At 67.2% G+C, this 18680-nt stretch carries 16 protein-coding genes; 10 read left to right on the top strand and 6 right to left on the bottom strand.

What is annotated here, in order from left to right; translation table 11 throughout:
• Window positions 1-225: 225 nt before the first annotated feature.
• Together ACTF4R_RS05750 and ACTF4R_RS05755 are read right to left on the bottom strand one after the other, a co-directional pair.
• A complete protein-coding gene (locus ACTF4R_RS05750) occupies window positions 226-732 on the bottom strand; it encodes a twin-arginine translocation signal domain-containing protein (RefSeq protein ID WP_440006956.1) in 507 nt (168 codons plus the stop codon).
• A 572-nt stretch (window positions 733-1304) separates the two neighbouring features.
• Window positions 1305-2141: a sulfurtransferase gene (locus tag ACTF4R_RS05755; RefSeq protein ID WP_440006957.1), complete on the bottom strand. Its 837-nt coding sequence runs from the start codon at window positions 2139-2141 to the stop codon at window positions 1305-1307.
• A 253-nt stretch (window positions 2142-2394) separates the two neighbouring features.
• Here ACTF4R_RS05755 and ACTF4R_RS05760 point away from each other — a divergent pair, with 253 nt between their 5' ends.
• The 3 genes from ACTF4R_RS05760 to ACTF4R_RS05770 all read left to right on the top strand — a co-directional run bounded on the left by ACTF4R_RS05760 (window position 2395) and on the right by ACTF4R_RS05770 (window position 4497).
• Window positions 2395-3261, top strand: a complete 867-nt coding sequence (locus tag ACTF4R_RS05760) for a sulfurtransferase (RefSeq protein ID WP_440006958.1) — start codon at window positions 2395-2397, stop codon at window positions 3259-3261.
• A gap of 180 nt (window positions 3262-3441) precedes the next feature.
• A complete protein-coding gene (locus ACTF4R_RS05765; RefSeq protein ID WP_440006959.1) occupies window positions 3442-3657 on the top strand; it encodes a DUF7511 domain-containing protein in 216 nt (71 codons plus the stop codon).
• 207 nt (window positions 3658-3864) lie between these two features.
• The gene (locus tag ACTF4R_RS05770) at window positions 3865-4497 is read left to right on the top strand and encodes a rubrerythrin family protein (protein ID WP_440006960.1); all 633 of its coding nucleotides are present in this window, start codon (window positions 3865-3867) and stop codon (window positions 4495-4497) included.
• A 35-nt stretch (window positions 4498-4532) separates the two neighbouring features.
• Here ACTF4R_RS05770 and ACTF4R_RS05775 read toward each other — a convergent pair whose 3' ends face one another.
• The gene (locus ACTF4R_RS05775) at window positions 4533-4802 is read right to left on the bottom strand and encodes a DUF7553 family protein (RefSeq protein ID WP_440006961.1); all 270 of its coding nucleotides are present in this window, start codon (window positions 4800-4802) and stop codon (window positions 4533-4535) included.
• 336 nt (window positions 4803-5138) lie between these two features.
• Here ACTF4R_RS05775 and ACTF4R_RS05780 point away from each other — a divergent pair, with 336 nt between their 5' ends.
• Window positions 5139-6551 (top strand): RecJ family nuclease, encoded by a 1413-nt coding sequence (locus ACTF4R_RS05780; protein WP_440006962.1) that lies wholly within the window; start codon window positions 5139-5141, stop codon window positions 6549-6551.
• Between the two features lie 773 nt (window positions 6552-7324).
• Complete coding sequence (locus ACTF4R_RS05785; RefSeq protein WP_113274599.1) at window positions 7325-7654, top strand: DUF5783 family protein; 330 nt, start codon at window positions 7325-7327, stop codon at window positions 7652-7654.
• 67 nt (window positions 7655-7721) lie between these two features.
• Here the strand turns inward: ACTF4R_RS05785 and hemL are convergent, their stop codons facing one another.
• Window positions 7722-9062 carry a glutamate-1-semialdehyde 2,1-aminomutase gene (gene hemL / locus ACTF4R_RS05790; protein ID WP_440006963.1) on the bottom strand — a complete coding sequence of 447 codons (1341 nt, stop codon included), beginning with the start codon at window positions 9060-9062 and terminating at the stop codon, window positions 7722-7724.
• 180 nt (window positions 9063-9242) lie between these two features.
• On the opposite strand from hemL, the gene ACTF4R_RS05795 reads away from it, so the two are divergent.
• Window positions 9243-9461: a DUF7569 family protein gene (locus ACTF4R_RS05795; RefSeq protein WP_440006964.1), complete on the top strand. Its 219-nt coding sequence runs from the start codon at window positions 9243-9245 to the stop codon at window positions 9459-9461.
• A 248-nt stretch (window positions 9462-9709) separates the two neighbouring features.
• Here the strand turns inward: ACTF4R_RS05795 and ACTF4R_RS05800 are convergent, their stop codons facing one another.
• On the bottom strand, window positions 9710-11875 hold the full coding sequence (locus tag ACTF4R_RS05800) for a S9 family peptidase (RefSeq protein ID WP_440006965.1): 2166 nt from the start codon (window positions 11873-11875) through the stop codon (window positions 9710-9712).
• A 170-nt stretch (window positions 11876-12045) separates the two neighbouring features.
• Between ACTF4R_RS05800 and ACTF4R_RS05805 the strand changes: the two genes are divergently transcribed.
• Genes ACTF4R_RS05805 through ACTF4R_RS05815 form a run of 3 tightly spaced genes read left to right on the top strand, consistent with a single transcriptional unit; the run spans window position 12046 to window position 16317 of the window.
• Entirely contained in the window at window positions 12046-13059 is a 1014-nt protein-coding gene (locus ACTF4R_RS05805; RefSeq protein WP_440006966.1) for a TAXI family TRAP transporter solute-binding subunit, read from the top strand.
• A gap of 1 nt (window position 13060) precedes the next feature.
• Window positions 13061-13618, top strand: a complete 558-nt coding sequence (locus tag ACTF4R_RS05810) for a DUF1850 domain-containing protein (RefSeq protein ID WP_440006967.1) — start codon at window positions 13061-13063, stop codon at window positions 13616-13618.
• A complete protein-coding gene (locus ACTF4R_RS05815) occupies window positions 13615-16317 on the top strand; it encodes a TRAP transporter permease (protein ID WP_440006968.1) in 2703 nt (900 codons plus the stop codon). The genes ACTF4R_RS05810 and ACTF4R_RS05815 overlap by 4 nt, the downstream gene beginning before the upstream one ends.
• Here the strand turns inward: ACTF4R_RS05815 and ACTF4R_RS05820 are convergent.
• Window positions 16314-17378, bottom strand: a complete 1065-nt coding sequence (locus tag ACTF4R_RS05820; protein ID WP_440006969.1) for an ABC transporter ATP-binding protein — start codon at window positions 17376-17378, stop codon at window positions 16314-16316. The two genes, ACTF4R_RS05815 and ACTF4R_RS05820, sit on opposite strands and share 4 nt — an antisense overlap.
• Window positions 17379-17512: 134 nt before the next feature.
• Here ACTF4R_RS05820 and ACTF4R_RS05825 point away from each other — a divergent pair, with 134 nt between their 5' ends.
• The gene (locus tag ACTF4R_RS05825) at window positions 17513-18673 is read left to right on the top strand and encodes an ABC transporter substrate-binding protein (RefSeq protein ID WP_440006970.1); all 1161 of its coding nucleotides are present in this window, start codon (window positions 17513-17515) and stop codon (window positions 18671-18673) included.
• Window positions 18674-18680 lie beyond the last annotated feature (7 nt).

Below are 18680 nucleotides of genomic sequence, written 5' to 3' on the forward strand. Positions count from 1 at the left end.
GGCAGATGCGGTCGCACGGCTGGCCAGCCGCGATTACGGCGCAAAAACCCGAGTCGTTCGCGGGCCGAACGTCCGCGGGACCGGTTGCGAGCGGTAGGCGATAGAACGTCGAGCGCACCGTCGCCACCGACGTCGGAGCCGTGGTTCGGCGTCGACGAGGCGGGAACGCTCCCACCTCGCCGGTTAGCGTACGCCGTGACTCGCGACCCGTCGTTGCGTCCGTTACTAACTGCCGCCGCCGACTCGACGAGCGGTCGTCGAGAGCAGGTTCAGGTCCGAACTGAAGATCTGCGCGTCGCCGGCCAGCCGGTAGCGCGAGTTCGTCTGTAACGATTCCCGGGTGAACAGCAGCGTCGTGATGCCGGCCGACTGCTCTCCACCCCCGCCGAGGCGGTAGTTGATGACGTAGCCGTTGTAGTCGTCGGGCTGACTGATCTCCGGCACCGTCCCGCCGCCCGGACGGCGGAGGATGTTGACGGTGGTCGACGCCTGGAGCCCCTGAGTTACCCGGAAGGTCACGTTCGGGTAGTAGTCGTAGGTGAACACCAGCACCTGCGTTTGACCTTGCTGTGCCGCCGCGCTCCCGGACGACCCGGCGAGCCCCAGTGCGGCCGCTCCCGACGCCAGCGCGCCCTTCTTCATGAAGTTTCGCCGCGATTCGTCGCCCACGTCTTCCTCGTGTTCCTCTTCGTACGCTTCCGTGTCTGTGTTTTCCATCTCGTTCTCGTCCATTCTACCCCCTCCGGGGCAGTCACCTGTAGGCCAGAACTTGGCATAAAGAGACTCAACCGTTCAGACGCCTAGCGCTCGCCTACCGGGGATTTATCCACGATACCTCGGTTCGAGGGTCGGCACGGTCGGATTAGGCCTTCGACACACCATCTTCAGAGGAGTGTCAGTAAACGGTGACGTACTCCGGTTCGATGCTCCGCACGTGCCGTTCCCCCGGCGGCTATCGCGGCCCGAAACGCGGCTGTCGGCCCCCGTCGACGGCTCCTCCGCTCGTCCGTCGTCGGGAAACGCGGGTTTTCCGACCGCTCGCCGGACGCGTACTGCGACAGTTCCCGTCGGTGTCCTACGTTGCCGTGCTCGCCACGAAGCTGGCGGCGACCGAGAATCGCTTCCGAATCTCCCCCGTCATACGACTGCCATCCGACAGAACAGGTCGATTTCACTCTCGGGACTTCAATCCTCGTGGGAGGGGACGCAACTCGCCGTTGAACGCTTCGACTTCGACCGTTCATCGCGCTACTGGCGATTACCCGGCGGGAGTTCCGCGTCCCTTCGACTTTCCGTCCGTCGGACTACGGTCCCGTCTCCAGTTCGCCGTCGGCCGCAGTCCACTCGGTGAGGCTCCCCTCGTAGAAGGCCAGGTCGTCGTAGCCCAGCGCGGAGAGGACGACGTACGTGTGGCTGATGCGCCGGGCGGTGTTGCAGTAGAGGACGACACGGCGGTCGGGCGTGACGCCGTGGTCGTCGAGGATGGCGCGAAGCCGGTCGCGCGATTTCAGGCCGCGAGTCTCGTCGTCGACGAGTTCCCGCCAGTCCAGGTTGACCGCACCCGGGAGGTGGCCCGCAGCGTACTCCTCGGCGTCGCGGGTGTCGACCAGTACCGCGTCCGCGTCGTCGATGGCCGCCTCGACGGCCGCACGGTCGACTAGCGGGGAGTCGGTCGGCTCGCCCACCTCGTACGTCGTCGGTTCCGGCGTCGGCGTCGCGGTGGTCGTCGCGCGCTCCCGGGTCCAGGCGCTGAAGTCGCCGTCGAGGAGCCGCAGGTCGTCGTGACCGTACAGCTCCGCGGTGACGAGGAACCGCGCAGCGAAGACGCCGTGCGTGTCGTCGTAGGCGACGAGCGTGTCGTCGGGCGTGACCCCTATGTCGCCAAGCAGGTCTGCCCACTGCTCCGCGCCGGGGAGCATCCCGGCGTCGTCGGCGTCGCCCGACCGGAACGTCTCGAACGGGACGTTGACCGCGCCGGGGACGTGGCCGATGCCGTCGTACTCCCAGGCGTCGCGTACGTCGACGACCGTCACGTCGTCCGTCCCGGCGTCGCCCGTCGCCGCATCGTCCGCCGCCCCGGTCCCGGTCGCGTCCAGTCGCTCGGCGAGCCAGTCGGCGCTCACTACGACGCTGTCGTGCATCGTCCCGGAGTAGCCGTCCGGCCGCCTTAGCGTTCCGGGTTCCCGCCCGAACGCGCCGCTTGCCGGAGATAGCGGCGATAGTCGCCGGATCTCCGCCGCAGTGCGGCCGCGGTGACGGATGCGAGGACCGACGGCGCGGTGGCGCTCCTGTCGCCGCGCAGAGAGGCGGACAGTGTTGCCGAAAAACGCGATACGTGGCGCGAATTTCCGGGTCTGATAGGGCTATACCGGTGGCCTTCGAAGCACGTCGTGCATGAGCGATAGCGATTACGCGAAGGACGTGCTCGTCACTGCGGACTGGGTCGAGGAGCGACTCGACCAGTTCCGGAGCGACGACCCCGAGTACCGCCTCGTCGAGGTCGACGTGGACACGGAAGCCTACGACGAAGCCCACGCGCCCGGTGCCGTCGGCTTCAACTGGGAGACCCAGCTCCAGGACCAGACCCGCCGGGACATCCTGGACAAGGAGGACTTCGAGGACCTGCTGGGGAGCCACGGTATCAGCGACGACTCCACCGTCGTCCTCTACGGCGACAACTCCAACTGGTTCGCCGCCTACACCTACTGGCAGTTCAAGTACTACGGCCACGAGGACGTGCGTCTGCTCGACGGCGGTCGCGACTACTGGGTCGAGAACGACTACCCGACCACCGACGAAGAACCGGCGTTCCCCACGGTGGGGTACGACGCTCGCGGCCCCTTCGAGGGCATCCGCGCCTACCGCGACGACGTGGAGAAAGCCATCGACCGCGGCGTTCCCCTCGTCGACGTTCGCTCGCCCGAGGAGTTCAGCGGCGAGGTGCTCGCGCCGCCGGGACTCCAGGAGACCGCCCAGCGCGGCGGCCACGTCCCCGGTGCGGAGAACGTCTCGTGGGCTGCGACGGTGAACGAGGACGGCCGGTTCAAGTCCGCCGACGAACTCCGGGAACTGTACGAGGACGCCGGCATCACCGACGACCAGGAGGTCGTCGCCTACTGCCGCATCGGCGAGCGCTCGTCCATCGCGTGGTTCGCGCTGTCGGAACTGCTCGGCTACGAGGACGTGACCAACTACGACGGCTCGTGGACCGAGTGGGGTAATCTCGTCGACGCGCCGGTGGAGACCGGCGACGGTCAGTGACCGTCGAGCGTGTCGAAGACCGCGAAACCGCTCTCGCTACCGGACGGAAGCGAGTAGTTCGAGACCGCCGGGGGTCGACCGTTCGTCTATTTATTTCTACCGAGGTGAACTAGAAGGAATTATTTAGTCCCGACCGAATCTACGTAACGAGGCGTCCCCGGACGCCGTCACGAGGTCACAATGTCAGGCAGCCCCGATACGATAGACGAACCCCCCGAAACGCGCCGAGAGGCCGTCCGCGAGCGAGCCTTCGAACTGGAGTCCATCGTCGTCCAGCACGACGAGATGCCGGACCGATGTACCATCTACCCGGCGGAGGCCACGAGGATGGAGCGGATGGCCGAGTGGATCTCGGTCGACGCCGACCTCTGTCTCTCCTTGGAGGACGCGCGGTAACTCGCCGGCGTCTTCCTCCCGGCCACCACGCCAGCGCTTTCCGTACCTCCCCTCGACCGCATCGCTCGCCTGTGGCTTTCGTCGCGTTCCTTCGTCTCCGCACTCCCCTGTTCCGCGACTATCGCCCCGAACGGCGACTTCGGCCGCTTTCGGAGTCGGACTGCCGGGAACGGTGATTACAAGCACCCGGCATCCCTACCCCGGGGCATGGACGCCGAGCAGTTCGTCGAGACGGTTCGCGACGACAACGAGACCGCCCTCTCGCGCCTCGGTTCGTCGAAGTCGCTGTACGCGGCGACCGGCGGCGAGATGGACTCCGAGACGGTGTACCGTGCCGCCGCCGACGCCGAACACGCCGCCCACGAGACGTTCGCGGCGTGGGCGGACGAACTGGACGGCGACGCGGGGGACCTGTTCGCCGACGTCGCCGACACCGAACGGCAGCACTACGAGACGGTCGCCGGGAAACTCGACGACCACGACCCCGGTTCGGTGCCCGGCGTGCAGGAGTTCCTCCGCGAGGGCGTCGACGAACGCGACGTCGTCGCCCGCCTCGGCGGCTTCGTCGGGCGGACGCTCGCCAGCGAGAAGTCGAAAGAGCAGATGACCGGCTTCTTCACCGGCCAGGCCGACCCGCAGACGGCGCAACTGTTCCGCGACCTGAAGGGCGACCTGGACGAGCAGCGCGAGCGCGCGCTGGCCGTTCTCGCGGACCGCTGTGAGAGTGACGAGGACTGGGAGCGTGCCCGCGACGCCGCCGGCGGCGCGATTCAGGCCGCCTACGAGGAGTACACCGAGTCGCTGGAGTCGATGGGCGTGAATCCGAAACCCGTCTGCTGACGGCGAGCGACCGTCCACCGTCTCCCGCGGCGCGTTCAGACGCCCTCGACGGTCTCCCGGTACGCTTTCACATGGTCCTGGGCGGCGTCGACGCGTTCTGCCGCCGCTCCGTCCGCCCCCGCGCGCAACTCGGAGAGCGAGTGGGTGATGCGCGCGAGTCGGCCGTGGTCCGGCCCCTGGTCGGTGCTCGCCAGGTTCTCCAGCGTCTCGGCCAGGTCGTCCATCCGCTCGGCGGCCTCTCCGTCGGCCTCCGCGGCAGCGTGTTTTACTTCCTCGGCCGCTTGCGTCAGTTGGTCACGTGGCATACCCTCGGCTACGCACGTGCGGAAGAAATCGTTTCGGGCGAGAACGGAACGGTCTCTTCGAACCCTGACTCGGGCACGGCGACGGGAGAGGGGAAGACCGAGGGAGCGCCATTGCTCTCCCGGCCGCCGCGCGTCTGAGCGCTGCGGACCAACCCGCAGCGACATCCTCCCCGGAATGCGGCGGCAACCGCATCCGTCCCTTCCTACTCGATTACTCGACGTGTGCGTGTCGCTTCGCATGTCCAGCCTTTTTGTCGGCGCTCGGCGCGGTCCCGTTCGTCCGCCGTCCGCGCCGAGGCGCAGGTTTAAATTCCGGGACGGGCCAAGGAAGGAGCGATGAGTAGTCCGGTTCCGGAGATGGCCGACCGCGCGACCGCCTGTGCGGACAGGCTCCGCGAGGCCGACGAAGTGTTGCTCGCGTCCCACATCGACGCGGACGGCCTGACGAGCGCCGCCATCGCGGCGTCGGCGCTCGAACGCGCAGGGATTCCGTTCGAGACGGTGTTCAGCAAACAGCTCGACGCCGAGGAGGTGGCGGCTATCGCCGCGAAGGATCACGACACCGTGCTGTTCACCGACTTCGGGAGCGGACAGCTCGACGTCATCAGCGAACACGAGGCGGCGGGCGACTTCACGCCCGTCATCGCCGACCACCACCAGCCCGCCGACGCGGAGACAGAGTTCCACCTGAACCCCCTGCTGTTCGGCGTCGACGGCTCGTCAGAGCTATCCGGGGCCGGCGCGAGCTACGTCCTCGCGCGGGCGCTGGAACCCGACGGGACCGACAGCCGGGACCTCGCCGCGCTGGCCGTGGTCGGTGCCGTCGGCGACATGCAGACGAGCGACGGCGAACTCGTCGGCGCGAACGCGAACCTCGTCGAGGAGGGCGTCGAGGTCGGCGTGCTGGAGACCACCCGCGACCTCACCCTGTACGGCAAGCAGACCCGCCCGCTGCCGAAACTGCTGGAGTACGCGAGCGACGTGTACATCCCCGGTATCTCCAACGACGGCAACGGCGCACTCCGGTTCCTCGACGGTCTCGACGTGGATCTCAAAGCCGACGGCGACTGGCGGCGCTGGGTGGACCTGACTGACGAGGAGCGCCGCACGGTCGCCAGTGCGCTCGTCAAGCGCGCGATGCGCGAGGGCGTCCCCGCCCGGAAGATAGACGGCCTCGTCGGCACGACGTACTCGCTCGTCGAGGAACCCCGCGGCACGGAACTGCGCGACGTAAGCGAGTTCTCGACGCTGCTGAACGCCACCGCGCGCTACGAGCGCGCGGACGTGGGACTGGCGGTCTGTCTCGGCGACCGGAACGACGCCCTGGACCGCGCGCGAAAGCTGCTCTCGAACCACCGTCGGAATCTCTCGGAGGGCCTCCAGTGGGTCAAATCGGAGGGCGTGACCCGCGAGGAGAACGTCCAGTGGTTCCACGCCGAGGACCGCATCCGCGAGACCATCGTCGGCATCGTGGCCGGGATGGCCGTCGGTGCCGAGGGCGTCGACCGCAACACGCCCATCGTCGCGTTCGCCGAGAAGAACGACGAGGAGGTGAAAGTGTCCGCGCGCGGGACGCCGTCGCTGACCCGGCGGGGACTGGACCTCTCGGCGGTGATGACGGAGGCCTCCCGCGCCGTCGGCGGCGACGGCGGCGGCCACGACGTCGCCGCGGGGGCGACGGTGCCGGCGGGCGAAGAGCGGGCGTTCGTCGAGCGCGTCGACGAACTCGTCGGCGAGCAACTCTCGTAGTCCCTTCTCGCATTCCCCGAAGACGAACGGGTTCCCGTATTCCACGGAATTCTATATCGCGGCATACGATTTATCGGCGGCCGGCCCCCGATGCTGTTCCGAACGGCCGAACGAAGCGAACTCGCCGCGGAGCACCGCCGCAACGGCGACTCGACCCGTCGTCGAGCGGGCGGCGTCGTCGAACTGCCTTCGCGTCGGTCCGGAAAGCGGGCACTGCGAGACGGTCGGGAACGTCGACACCGCGTCCAGCGGTACGCGAGAGTGTTCGCGGTCGACTCGGAGAATCCAGTTCGAGGAGCGGACCACGACGTTTCCGGCGAACTCCGAACCGTTGCCGGCTCCTGGCTCGGTACCCGGAGCGGTGACCCCGCGACCCGGCGGCAGTGGTCCGGACCTGCCCATCGCGAGCGTCGTCCGAAGGCCCGGTCGTCGACCGTACTCTCTTCCCTGGGTCGCGAATCGACTCGTCCGGCGCTCGCCACTGTCACTGTCGGCGGTGAACCGTCGAAGACGGCCTGGAAGTCCCCCTCGGCGGTCGTTTCCGAGCAGGGGAGCCGAAACGCACGTCCCGATAGATAAACCAAATATCGATATACGAAACTACCTTCCGTGCGACGAGAGGGGGACGCATCGGAGGGGCGTCTCGGCGGCTCTGGGCGGCTTTTGCAGCGGTTTCGCTCGCAGAAGTAGCGCAGCGGCTCTCGAAGCGAGGCCGGACGGCGAGCGACGCGACGACCGCCCGATTTTTACTCGCGCCGGGTCACTCTCCGTACATGGCCGACTTCGACCCGGAGAAGTTCGAGGACAAGTACGTTCACTACTTCAACGAACTCCAGCGCGCGTACAAGGACGCCTTCAACGAGATGAACGAGCGCTACGACTCCGAACTCGTCCACGCCATCGACCAGCAGGTGTTGAACGAGAGCGAACCGTTCTACGAGGGAGACGGCGAGTTCCGCGTCGACCTCCCCGAGAACCCGACCGACCGCGTCCAGGGCATCGTCGCGCCCGACGAGAAGGTCGAGGAGGTGCTCGACCGCTACGTCGCGAGAATCGAGTCCGAACTGGCGCGGACGTTCGGGTTCGAGTCCGGCGGGGAGTGACCGCCGGTCGGGCGGCGTGGCTGGGGGTGCGTCGGAAACTACCGCGAACGGGACCTGAGAGCGCGAGCTACAGCGCTTCCTTGTACGCTTCCAGCGTCTCCTCGACGTCCTCCTCGGTGTGGGCGTAGCTCACGAACTGCGACTCGTACTGGTTGGCGGTGAGGAACACGCCCTCCTCCAGCATCGCGGGCCAGAACAGCCGCTCCCAGCGTTCCGTCTCGGCGGCGTCCACGTCGCCCCGGTTCTTCGGGCAGTAATCGTATCGCGGGCAGTCAGGGCGCTGGCGACAGCCGGCCTCGCACTGGTCGTCGAGGTCGCGGGGACCGTCGCGCGTGAACACGACCTTGAACATGCTGTCCGTGCCGAGGACGGTGTACTCGGGTGCCTGGTCCGCGAGGATGTCGGTCAGTCCCGACCGCAGCTTCTCGCCGAGGTCGTTGACGTGGTCGTACACGTCGTTCTCGGCCGCGAACCGCAGGGTCTCCAGCCCGGCGGTGAGCGAGAGCGGATGCCCGGAGTAGGTTCCGGCCTGGAACACGTCGCCGGTCGGCGCGAACCCCTCCATTATCTCGGCGGGGCCGCCGACGGCCCCGACCGGGAATCCCCCGCCGATTATCTTCGCGAACGTCGTCAGGTCCGGCGTGACGCCGAACTTGCCCTGGGCGCACTGGAGGCCGCCGATGCGGAAGCCCGTCATCACCTCGTCGAACACCAGGAGTGCGCCGTGCTCGTCGGTCACCTCGCGGAGCGTCTCCAGGTACCCCTCGACCGGCGGGACGCTGGCGCAGTTGCCGAGGAGGGGTTCGGCGATGACGCAGGCTATCTCGTCGCCCCGCTCCTCGAACACCTCCCGGACGGCCTCGGCGTCGTTGAACGGCACGGTGATGGTCTCGGCGGCGAACGACTCCGGAACGCCGGTCGAACTCGGTTCGGCGGGCACGCCCGACTCGCCCTGGACGAGCGTCGACTCGCCCGCGCCGTGGTAACCGCCCTGCATGACGACGATCTTGTCCCGGCCCGTGTGTCCGCGAGCGAGTCGAATCGCGGAGACGGTCGCCTCGGTCCCGCTGTTGACGAACCGCGTCATCTCGACGCTCGGGACGTGGCGCGCGACGAACTCCGCGAGTTCCACCTCCACCTCGGTCGGCGCGCCGTACATCGGTCCGTCCGAGAGCCGGGACTGGACCGCCGACTGCACCTGCTCGGGCAGGTCGTGGCCGAGCAGCAGCGGTCCGTAGCCCATCACGTAGTCGAGAAAGCGGTTCCCGTCCGCGTCGACGACGTGTGCCCCGTCGCCGCTCTCGACGAAGAAGGGGTACGGCCGGACGGCCCGCACCGGTGAGTTCACTCCGCCGGGAATCGACGACAGCGCACGGTCGTACAGGTCGCGCGAGCGCTCGTGGTTCATGTCCGGCGGTTCGTACTGGGGCGTCTTGTTTGTACCGAGAACGGACCCGGCGCTCGCCGGGGGCGGTCGGCCGGACGCCTCGGCCGTCGTTCCACCGTCTCGCCGGAACGGGACCCGGCAACCCCGTCGGGACGCGAACGACTCCCGTACTTTATGTGTCCCCCGCTACATCTCCCCCGCATGAGCGACGACGACACCGACCCGTGCGACGACTGCGGCGAACCCCTCTCGGACGCGCTGGCCCGAACCGTCCGTCTCACGGTCGACCGTTCCCAGATAGACAGCCAGCGGCTCTGTCCCGGCTGTTTCGCCGACTGGATCGACCGCTACGAGAGCAAGATGATGCCGGAGGACGACCCGGAGCACCTGGACGAGAACACCGACATCATCGTCGACTGACGCCCGGCGTTCTCGACCCGCGGTTCTCCCTTCCTTTCCAGTCGAGTCCGGAACGAATCTGCCGTCGCCACGGCCGAGAGCCCTCCTAGCGGTCGTGTGCGACAGACGAGACCGCGGTCCGACCGGCCGCTCCCGAACCCCTTCGCTTCGTCTAGAGAATCGATAGCCTTCGGGCGGTTTTGGCGCATCCAACTTCCGCGCGAAACCGACCCCCGTGTGGGGATGTGACGCTCGGTAGCGGTCGGGAGCTACTCCCCGCCTTCGTCCTCTCCGCTCGTCTCGCTCTCTTCGTTCTCCTCGTTCTCCTCGCTCTCGGCCGCCGAGAGCCCCTCGTCGCCGCGTTCGAGGGCCTTCGGCGCGTCGTGGTGGTCGGAGTAGCCGTCGAACCAGCGGACGATGCGCTCGACGCGGTCGACGACGTGAGCGGGTTCGCCGCTCCGGGAGAGTTCGTGTCCCTCGCGCGGGTAGCGAACGAGTCGCGTCTCCACGTCGTTTTTCTTCAGGAAGAGGTACAGCATCTCGGCGTTGTTCACCGGGACGCGGAAGTCGTCGTCGCTGTGGACGACCAGCGTCGGCGTGTCGACTTGGTCCGCGTGCGCCACCGGCGAGTGCTCCCAGAGGAACTCCGACTCCTCCCACGGCGTCGTGTCGAAGTCCCACTCGACGAGTTTGAACGCGTCGGTCGACCCGTAGAAGCTGTTCAGTTCGTAGACGCCGCGCTGGGCGACCGCCCCGGCGAACCGGTCGGTGTGGGAGACCATCCACGCCGTCATGTAGCCGCCGAAGCTGCCGCCGGTGACGAAGACGTCGTCCTCGTCGACGTAGTCGCGGGCCGCCACGCGGTCGACGCCCGCCATCACGTCGGCCATCGTCACGTCGCCCCAGTCGCGCTCGATGGCGGCCGTGAACGCCTCGCCGTAGCCCGTCGACCCGCGCGGGTTACACCAGAAGACGACGTAGCCCCGCGCCGCGAGCGTCTGGAACTCGTGCCACATCGTCCCGCTGGTGGTCCACATCGCGTGCGGGCCGCCGTGGATCTCGACGACGAGGGGGTACCGTTCGTTCGAGTCACGCGGCTCGCCTCGCTCACCGCTCGACGTCTCCGCGGAACGTGGTTCCGCGCCCTCGAAATCGGGCGGCGTGAGCACCCACCCCTGTATCTCCGTGCCGTCCTCGGACTCGAAGCGTATCTCCTCCGGTTGCGACACAGCCCGGTCGTCGAGAAGGTCGCTGTTGAGGCGGGTGAGTCGCCGGGTCTCGGCACCGCCGCGCGTCGAGACGAACACGTCCCCGCGGTGGTCCCACTCGGATTTGACGTAGGCGACCGCGTCCTCGCCGACGGAGAATCCGGTGACGTGGCCGTCGCCGACCACTCGCTCGGGCGCGTCGCTCCCGTCGCCGGGCGCGCGCCAGACGACGTACTCGCCCTCGTCGGGCGTCCCGAAGTAGACCTCCTCCCCGTCGGGCCCCCAGGCCGGCGGAACGTCCATCGAGAGCGTCCGGTCCAGCGACGCGGTGAGCGTCACGGTCTCCCCGCTCTTGCGGTCGAGCACCTTCACCTCGGTCTGGCGGAGCGTCGCCTGCTCTTCGGGCGTGTAGGCGTACGCGACGCGGCCGTCCTCGGTGGCGGCGATGCTCGCACCCCATCCGGTCGTCCGGACGACCTGCTCGGATTCGTCGGCGTCCGTGTCGTAAGCGACGATGTCGACGACGATGTTGTCGTCGGGGTCGCCCTCGCGCCGCGCGCCGTAGTACAGCGTCGTCGCGTCACCCCACTCCGGCCCCAGGAAGTCGTAGTCGCCGTCGGTGATTCGCTCGACGCTCGCTCGCCGCTCGCCACCCGAGCCGGGTCGTGCCGCGCCCCCGTCTCCCAGGTCGACGACGTAGACGTGGCTCCGCTTGCCGTCGAAGTAGCGCTCGCCCGCCCGGTAGATCTTCCGGTCGATGACGCGCGGGTCCGGCTCCTCGGGCTCGTACTCCTCGTCGTCGAGTTCGAGGTCGCGGCCCTCCGCACGGTCCTCCTCGGTGCTCTGCTGGACGAACGCGATGCGGGTACCGTCGGGCGACCACGCGAGTTGCGAGACGCCGCCCGCCACGTCGGTCACCTGCCGGGCCTCGCCGCCGTCCGTCGGGAGCACCCACAGTTGCGGGCGGTCGTCGTCCGCGCCGCGCGTCGACACGAACGCGATGCGGTCGCCGCTCGGACTCCACCGCGGCGTGCTGTCGACGCCCTCGCTGATGGTGTACTGCGTCGGGTCGCCGCCGCCGACCGGGACGACGTACACCGTCGCCTCGTACTCCTGGTCGTCGTCGGGCGTCTTGCGGACGAACGCTACGCGCTCGCCGTCGGGCGAGAGTCGGGGGTCGCTGGCCGTGACGAGGTCGTGATAATCGTTCGCACGAATCGTCTCCATACGCCGCCAGTCGAAGTCGACTCCGAAGAGGGTTTCGATTCGAAGGATTAGGTAACGAGCCGTTGTCAGGTCGTCAACGTCGATTACTGCGCTGCCGAGGCGTTCAACCGTCCGTTTCTCTCACGGAGCGTCGTCAGGCTATATGAACGTACACGGAGAGGTACGGAACTATGGCGGGAGAACTCAACAGACGCACGTTCGTGAAAGCAGCCGGTATCGCCGGGCTCGCCGGCCTGTCCGGCGACGTACTGGCACAACAACAGCGACTGACGTGGTTCGCCGGCGGAACCGGTGGGACGTATTTCCCACTGTCGAACCAGTTCAAGCAAGTCGTCGAGCAGAACACCGACTTCACCCTCCAGGTGCAGTCGACGGGCGCGAGCGTCGAGAACGTCGGCGGTCTCGCACAGGGGCAGGCCGACTTCGCGCTCATCCAGAACGACATCGCCTTCTTCGCGTACAACGGCACCGGCATCGAGGAGTTCCAGGGCAACGCCGTCGAGAGCCTTCGGGGCGTCGCCACGTTGTATCCGGAGACGATTCACGTCGTCACGCTCGCGGGGAGCGGCATCGAGACGCTGGAAGACCTCGAAGGTGCGACCATCAACACTGGCGACCTCGGGAGCGGAACGCAGGTCAACGCCCTGCAGATTCTCGAGTCCGCCGGCATCGAGCAGGGTGACTTCACCGAGCAGAACACCGGTTTCTCGCAGGCCGCCGACCAGCTTCGAAACGGCGACATCGACGCCGCCTTCCTCGTCGGCGGCTGGCCGGTCGGCGCGATCGAGGAACTGGCGACGACGAACGATATCGCGCTGGTCGAGATATCGGGCGACGCCCGCGAGAGCATCAAAGGGGAGGCCCAGTGGTTCGCCGACGACGCGATTCCGTCCGGGACGTACAGCGGCGTCGACGAGGAGGTCCAGACCATCGCGGTGCAGGCGATGATAGCGACGACCGAGGACGCCGAAGCCGACACGGTCCAGGCCGTCACCGAGGCCATCTTCAGCAACCTCGACCAGATATCCATCAAACAACAGTTCATCGGCCGCGACTCCGCGCTCGACGGGATGTCCATCCCTCTCCACCCCGGTGCGCGGGAAGTGTTCGGGCCGGCGACGACGTCCCCGGCCAACGAAACCGAGAACAACGAGACGGCTGGGGGCACGACTACCCCGGGATAGCGTGAAGCGCGCACTGGCAGTCCTGCTGGCTGGCTGCCTGTTGTTGGGAACGACGGGAGTCGGCAGTCCGACCGCGGTCGACGGCGTTCCGAGTGACGGGACGGCCGCGGCCGACCGCGCGACCGGAACCGAAAGGGACGGAGCCACGACGACCACCGATTCCGGAACGGAGCGCGTGCTGGTCGTCGCGGACGCCGACACCGGCGAGTCGATTCTCGTCGTCCCCGTCTCGGAGGGGACCAAAGTGACGCTCGCGTACACCCACAGCGTCGAGAAGACGCCCGTCCGCGACGTGTACACCGTCGACAGTCGCCGACTGGAGATGACGGCGATGAAGTTCCAGTCGTTCGGTGCGGGGCTCCCGTCTCGTGCGACGGTAACTCGCGAGGGCGACTGGTTCATCTTCGACCCCTCGGGTAGCTACCGCCGGCTCCCCGTCGCGCCCGGGTCGGTAGCTGGCCACGAACTCGTGGTCGGCGACGAGCGCTACGACCTCGTGGCCCTGTCCGGCGGCGAACCGGTCGAGCTATTCGTCGCGTGGCGGTGTGGTAGCCGATGAGCGCGGAGAGTCCGCCCGAGGACGACGTTCTCTCCGAGGAAGACCAGGAGAAACTCGTCGAGGAACTGGAGCGGCGGCGGTCGCTCCGCGGAACGCTGGCGCTGATTACGTCCGTCATCGCCATCGCCTTCTCGGCGTTCCAGCTCTGGCTGGCGGCCCGCGGGTTCGTGTTCGCGCTCACGCTCCCGATCGTCGGGACGATTCGGCTGGGGGCGCTCCAGTTGCTGCAGGTGAACGCCGTCCACGTCGTCTTCGCGCTCGTGCTGACCTTCCTCCTGTTCCCGCCGACGACGGGCGACGGCTTCCTCTCGCGGCGACTCGCACGGGTCGTCCCCGCGCTCGAAGCACGTCTCGGCGGAGAGAGTCCCCTCACCCGTGCCGCGAGGTGGCTCCGACGGGGCGTCCGGTGGGCGGTGATGGACCCCGGCCGCAGGCGGGTGACGCCGTTGGACGGCGTCCTGATACTGTTCGCGTTGCTCGCGGTCGAGTACATGCTCAACGAGTTCACCGAGATACGGCAGATGCGGGCGCTCGGCCTCGGCATCGGTCGGACGACGTCGGAGGTCTACCCGTTCCTTGGGCCGGTCGTCGACGCGGCGTCTGCGGTCGGGATTCCGCTGGACCAGATGTCGTACGCGTTCGTGCTGGGCGCGCTCGGCGTCCTGCTGGTGCTGGAGGCGACCCGGCGCGCGCTCGGCCTCTACCTGATGTTCATCGTCGCGTCGTTCATCGTGTACGCGCGCTGGGGCTACCTCATCCCCATCGACGCGCCCGTGGTCGGCGTCCTCTCTATCCCGCCGCTGAACTGGAGCGCCATCGTCCAGAACCTCTGGTACAACACCGAGAACGGCGTGTTCGGGATTCCGGTGACCGTGAGCGTCCGGTTCATCTACATCTTCATCCTGTTCGGCGCGTTCCTGGAGATGAGCGGCGCCGGCCAGTGGTTCATCGAGTTGGCGTACGCCGCGACCGGGAAGCGGAAAGGTGGGCCCGCGAAGGCGTCCATCCTGGCGTCGGGGTTCATGGGCACCATCAGCGGTTCGTCCATCGCCAACACGGTGACGACGGGAGCGTTCACGATTCCGCTGATGAAGCGGTCCGGGTACCGCCCGGAGTTCGCTGGCGCGGTGGAGTCGTCGGCGTCGTCCGGCGGGCAAATCCTGCCGCCCGTGATGGGCGCGGCGGCGTTCCTCATCGTCGAGTACACGCTGACGCCGTTCCGGGACGTCATCGTCGCGGCCGCCATCCCCGCCATCGTCTTCTTCTTCGGCGTCTGGGTGATGGTGCACCTCGAAGCGTCGAAGGAGAACATCGGCGGACTGGCGGACGTGGACGTCGTTTCGCTGAGCCCGCACCTCCTGCGCGGCTGGTTCTACCTCCTCCCGCTCGTCCTCCTGCTGTACTACCTCATCGTCGCGCGGCTGTCGGTCGCACGGTCGGCGTGGTTCACGCTCATCGCCATCTCGGCGCTGATCGCGCTCGTCGCAGCGTACAACCGGACGTCGCGGGTGCCCCTGCTCGGAACCATCGCGGCCATCGCCCTGCTCGAGTTCGTCGCCTACCTGACGTCCGGCGTCGGCCTCGTCGCGTTCCTGACCGGCGGTGGCGGCGGGACGGGCCTGGCTCCCGCGGCGGCGGCGACGGCGACCGCTGGCAAGCTGGGGTGGCTGATACTCGCCGTGAGCATCGTCACGCTCGTCGTCAGACCGCACGCGGACGCGCCGCTGCTGGATTTCGACGGCCAGGTGGATTCGGCGCTGGCGACGGCGGCGGATAGCCTGCGGCGACCGTCCCTCGCGGACAACCGGGCGTTCCAGTACGGCGGGTTCGTGCTGAAATCGATGGACGGGGGTGCCCGGACCGCGACGACGGTCGTCATCGCAGTCGCGGCGGCGGGCATCATCCCCGGCGTCATCAGCGTTACTGGACTCGGACCGAACCTCACCGCGCTCATCCGGACCGTGAGCGGCGGGTCCATCGTCGTTCTCCTCGTGTTGACCGCTATCTCCTCGATAATCCTGGGGATGGGGATGCCGACGACCGTCACGTACATCATCCTCGTCTCGATGCTCGGCCCCGCGATCTCCGGCTTCGGCATTCCCATCCTGGCGGCCCACCTGTTCATCCTCTACTTCGGCGTCATCGCCGACATCACGCCGCCGGTCGCCGTCGCGGCGTACGCCGCGTCCGGCATCGCGCAGTCGGACCAGTTCCAGACGGGCGTCGAGGCGTTCTCGCTGTCGCTCAACAAGGCCATCGTTCCGTTCGCCTTCGTGCTGACGCCCGGCATCCTCCTGCTGCGCGGCGTCGGCACGGGCGAGGAGGTCCGCGTCATCGGACTCGCCGACGTGGCCGACCTCGGCTACTTCGTCCCGGAGGTGTTGATTCCCGTCGTCGGGGTGTTCATCGGGGTCGTCGCGCTCGGCGCGACCGTCATCGGCTACTTCTACGCCGACGTGAGCAGGGCCGACCGCAGCTGGTTCGCGTTCGCCGCACTCCTGCTGATGGCTCCGCTGTTGCTCTTCAACGTCTCCGTCTCACTGCTCACGTTTGCCGGCGTCGAGGCCGGCGTCTCCCCGGCTACCTTCGACGTCCTGCTCCGGGGAGTCGGCGTCGTGCTGTTCGGCGCGCTGGTGCTGAAGAACCGTCGGAAGGCCGACCGGGCGGCGGAGGAGAGAGGGACGACCGAGGCGGCCTAGTCCTGGAAGACGACCGGCGCGTCCTCTACGATTTCGAACGCCGCGCGGTCGCCACGGGAGACGGGGGTCTCCCGGCCCTGCATGACGACGCGAACGTCGGCGATGTCGGCGTCGTCGGACTCGACGACGTAGTTCGTCTGGTCACCCTGGAAGTAGCGTTCGACGACGCGACCCTCGAACGTGCCGTCGTCGGCGAGTCTGAAGTCCTCCGGTCGGATGGAGACCGTGACGTCTCCCTCGACGGCGTCGTCGGTCACGAACGAGAAGCCCCCCTCGCCGCCGACGTCGACGACGGTGCGGCCGCCCTCCGAACGGGCCCGTCCGTCGAAGAGGTTGGTGTCGCCGATGAAGTCGGCGACGAACGCGCTCGCCGGTTCGCGGTATATCTCCTCCGGCGCCCCTATCTGCTCGATTTGGCCCTCGTTCATCACGGCGAGCCGGTCGCTCAGCGTCATCGCCACCTCCTGGTCGTGGGTGACGTAGAAGAACGAGCCCTGGGTCTTCTCGTGAATCTTGCGGAGTTCGACCTGCATCTGCTTGCGTAGCTTCCGGTCGAGACTCGACAGCGGTTCGTCGAACAGCAGGACGCTCGGCTCGTTGACGAGGGCGCGGGCGAGCGCGACGCGCTGTTGCTGACCGCCCGAGAGTTCGTCGGGTTTGCGTTCTTCGTACCCGCCGAGGTCCACGAGTTCGAGGTACTCGGAGATCTTCTCCTGCCTGGTCGTCTCGTCGACGCCGGCCTTCTTCAGCCCGTAGCCGACGTTCTCGCCGACCGTCATGTGGGGGAACAGCGAGAGGTGCTGGAAGACGAGGTTCGTGTCGCGTTCGTTCGGCGGGACGCCGGTCTTGTCCCCGCCGCCGAGCCACACCGCCCCGCCGGTCGGCGTCTCGAACCCGCTTATCATCCGCAGGGTCGTCGTCTTGCCGCACCCCGACGGCCCGACGAGCGAGAAGAACTCCCCTCTCTCGATAGCGAAATCGATGCCGTCGACGGCCGTTACGTCTCCGAACTCCTTCGAGATGTCGTGCAACTCGACGAGGGAGTCGGTACTCGTTGCCATGGGACATGGTCTATCGCCACGGACTATAATACCGTCGATGATATCGGTATTTCTTACAGCTCTTACGTTGTATTTCAAAATCAATAGTAGCTCGATTGCGAAGCTTTATCACTTAGTATTTGAGACTATGTCTCATGGGTAGGTCTAACAATGGCCGCGACGACTCGGACAAAAACAACGCGTCTACGCCCCGGCGGACGTTCCTCAAGACGACGGGCGCGGCTGGGGCCGCCGGACTGGCCGCGGGCTGTCTGGGCGTCCCCGGCAGCGGGGGCGGAAGCGGGAACCCGACGCTCAACATCCTCACCTGGGAGGAGTACGCCGACCTGAAGAAGGAGATCGAGAAGCGTCTCGACGTGACGGTGAAGTTCAAGAAGTCGACCTCCTCCTCGAAGATGTTCACGGGGTGGAAGTCCGGCAAGGACAAACAGTTCGACATCGCCGTCCCGAACAACAACTACGTGCCGAAGATGATGCAGGCCGACCTGGTCGACCCCGTCCCGAAGGACATCGTCTCGAACCAGAAGAACATCTACGACACGTTCAAGCAGTTCAGCGAGAACCAGTTCACGAAGGACGGCAAGCAGTACGGCGTCCCGATTCGGTTCGGCTGGTACGGCTACTCCTACGACTCCCGGAAGATTCCCGAGAGCCACGACGAGAGCTACGAGGTACTGTTCAGCGACAAGTACCAGGGAACCGACCTGAAGGGGGAGGTCGTGATGTACGACAACCACTTCAAGGCGATGAGCGCGACGGCGCTGTACCTCGGATACGAGGACGCGTTCGAGGGCGACAAGGTCTCCCTCTCCGAGAAGCAGATCGAGAAGGTGAAACAGACCCTCATCGACCAGAAGCCGAGCCTCCAGGGGTACATCTCGGCCGACCCGACGTACATCAAGCAGTTCCGGCAGGGGAACTTCGTCGTCGGTCAGTCCGGCCGGAACGAGATCGTCGAGATGTGGTCCAGCGGCGACAAGTGGCCCAAGATGGCCGCACCGAAGGAGGGGTCGCTGGCCTGGTTCGAATCCGCCGTCGTCTCGAAGAAGTCCGAGAACAAGGAACTCGCCTGGAAGGTCATCAACGAGTTCATCGCGCCCAAACTCGGCGCGAACCTCGCCAAGGTGGGGTACTCGCCGAGCTGTAACCCCAAGACCCAGCAACACCTCTCCGACGAGCAGAACGACATGTACGGCTCGATAAAGCCCTCGAAACTCCAGGACTTCATCCCGTTCAAGGCGGTCGAGAACGAGTCCGCGTGGAAGAAGGCCTGGGAACAGGTCAAGACCGCCTGAGCCGACG

The organism is Halomicrococcus pelagicus (assembly GCF_051917725.1).
Taxonomy (GTDB): Archaea; Halobacteriota; Halobacteria; order Halobacteriales; family Haladaptataceae; genus Halomicrococcus.